This is a genomic window from Brasilonema octagenarum UFV-OR1 (assembly GCF_963888615.1).
In the GTDB taxonomy this organism is placed as follows: Bacteria; Cyanobacteriota; Cyanobacteriia; order Cyanobacteriales; family Nostocaceae; genus Brasilonema; species Brasilonema sennae.
Window position 1 is genome coordinate 1 of sequence record NZ_CAWPKW010000036.1, and the last position, 867, is coordinate 867.

Here is an 867-nt window from a genome sequence, read left to right on the forward strand (position 1 = left end):
AGTCACTGAATTTTGGATTTTGGATTTTAAATTTTAGATTGACAAGGCAGCTTATCTCCTCCGGAGACGCTACGCGAACGGGTAAGAAGCAACAACCCGAAACGTGCCGCCCCATATCTGTAAGACAGGCGCTTGAGTATAGTTCTAGAATTTATTTTTCTGCACGACTCAAGTCGGGGGCTTTAAACCCTTTTTTAGATTCTAGATTTTAATCCAAAATCCAAAATCTAAAATCTAAAATTGTCTCGGTAATGGATAATGCCACATTTCATAAAGGTGGTCGTATTCAAGAATTGATTCAAAATGCAGGTTGTGAGCTATTGTACTTACCCCCTTATTCTCCAGATCTAAACTTAATTGAAAAATGTTGGTCTTGGTTAAAGAGTCGAATCCGTAAAAAATTGGGGCAGTTTGATTGTTTACGAGATGCCATTGAGGATGTCTTGCGCTTTGCGTCCTAACCGCATTGGCGGTTGCTATATATAGAGAGAAATAAATTATCACTACCTAAAAATAATTAATGATCGCTTCTATTGATAACGAAAAATAGTTAATTAACAATCATCCGACTAGTCCTGTAGGATGGCTGATTTGTACGGGAATAGCTCAACTATCGAGCGAATGTAGAGAGTGTAAACGTGAGAATCCCTCGTCGGGGCCGATCATCTGGGATTAACGAAGTAACGCACCATCTAATTCCGCTCTGAATGACTTAATAATGGTGGGTTAGCGTTAGCGTAACCCACCTACAAAATTCTACTCACTCCAAATTCCCTGCGGCAATTCTGGACTATTACTAATGGAGAAATAACGATGAAACTTCCAACTCAAGCTCAACCTGTTGTCAGAAAAGTTAGCAGAGCAACG

At 39.7% G+C, this 867-nt stretch carries 1 pseudogene; it reads left to right on the top strand.

Annotation, left to right across the window (positions count from 1 at the left end):
* Positions 1 to 218: 218 nt before the first annotated feature.
* A pseudogene (locus AC5590_RS02340) lies at positions 219 to 461 on the top strand (transposase); the annotation flags it as partial.
* Between the last annotated feature and the right edge of the window lie 406 nt (positions 462 to 867).